This window comes from Moorena sp. SIO3I6 (assembly GCF_010672095.1).
Map to the genome: position 1 here is coordinate 1 of NZ_JAAHHU010001267.1, position 1,475 is coordinate 1,475.

General features: G+C 40.0%; 3 protein-coding genes. All 3 read left to right on the top strand.

Annotation, left to right across the window (positions count from 1 at the left end):
* The coding region (locus F6K49_RS48405; RefSeq protein WP_293109806.1) for a hypothetical protein at positions 1–627 on the top strand (627 nt) is incomplete at its 5' end.
* A gap of 234 nt (positions 628–861) precedes the next feature.
* Positions 862–996 (top strand): hypothetical protein, encoded by a 135-nt coding sequence (locus F6K49_RS48410; RefSeq protein ID WP_293109808.1) that lies wholly within the window; start codon positions 862–864, stop codon positions 994–996.
* Positions 997–1,136: 140 nt separating this feature from the next.
* Positions 1,137–1,475 (top strand): hypothetical protein (locus F6K49_RS48415; protein ID WP_293109810.1); only part of this gene is annotated, 339 nt, incomplete at its 3' end.

Genomic DNA, 1,475 nt, shown 5'->3' on the forward strand with positions numbered 1-1,475 from the left:
TTAGAGAGTGTGATTTGGTCACTTCAAGAGTGGAAACGATTACAAAGCGAGAATGATTTGCTAGGACTAAATCTATTCTGGCTGGGGGATAGTCTAAGGGAGTCTTTACTGCCAAAAGGTACAACTACCAAGCTCTTGCCACGATGGGAATATTTAGCACGCTTATTAGATCGACGCATTAACCAGTCACAGGGGACCAATGATACTTTAATGGCGTCATTCCGGGATACTGTAGCTCTAACTGCGAGTTTGGGTTCTGCTTTTATACTGAGCTATCAGAATCCTACAGATTTTAGTGATAATCGCCCTCCAGATATCTGCAAAGCTTTGGAAAACTTGGGAATCTCTTGTCAACTGGTCAGTCCGCAGGATCGAATTGTGGCTTTGGAATCGGACTACTTACGCCAGTTGATGATTTACACCGGACTGGCAAAACTGTTATGGGAAGGGCTTCATTTGTGTGTTATACATCTTGTGACACCTGCAGTTACAGCATCTGAAAGAATGTCTAAGCTGTCTTGGAGCGATAACGTTGCCTGTGATCCTGAAGACTTGGGGAATTTCCCAGAGTTGAAGAAGGATCTATGGATAAATACTAAAGCGTTCTGGTATAGTCTTTCGATGTGAGATGTAAACATAGAACTAAACCCTTTAGAGAAGAGAAAACTCCGGATCGGCTAACAGGAGTAAGGAATACAGCGTTTTTTTGATTAGAAAAAATAACCATCTAGTTTTACAACTCATTTGTAAAACCTAGACACACTATAAGTTTTGTTAACAATTTAACTCCTTTTTGATTCCTATTCAACAAAATGGAAGGGGGGTAAGACCATCCATGGATCGGATCTTCCTAAATCATTTGTGAATAGTTATAGCAATCGGTGTAATGGTGTTGACAAATTTAAGGAACGAAGCTATGCAGCGCAGTCTTGGGAAGCTCAATCATTCCCTGGTCCGACGTTCCCTATTCCCTATTCCCTACGCACAGCGCTATAGTTTTTGCGTAAGGATTTAGCTGTCAGCCGTCAGCTGTCAGCCGTAGCGCATTAGCTGATAGCTGATAGCTTACTTTTATCTTTCCCCAGGTTCCGCTGATCAATCAAACAGGATGTCTATAGGTACTTGAAATTTTTCTTATGAAAGAAAAACGTAATCTTACTCTTTATGGTCAAGATCTAGCTAGTAAAGATCTAGAATCAGAGTTAGGGAATCAAGTGATTGGTAAGCTGTTTATCAATAATTCTTGTTTTTTAGTTTTTGAAACAAACAACGAATTTAAACCTAGTTTAGGGTCTAGCTCTAATTCAACCCCTCAAAGCAGTTGTCCTTTGAATGCAGTTGGTTATCTGGAGGTAAATGGAAAATTTTATGCAATTACAGAAGAAAATACTACTTCCGCCACATCTCATCTTGCTAGTCTCTTAACAGAACGAGAGTTACAAATTGTTACTCTTGTTGCCTCAGGTCAGTCTAAA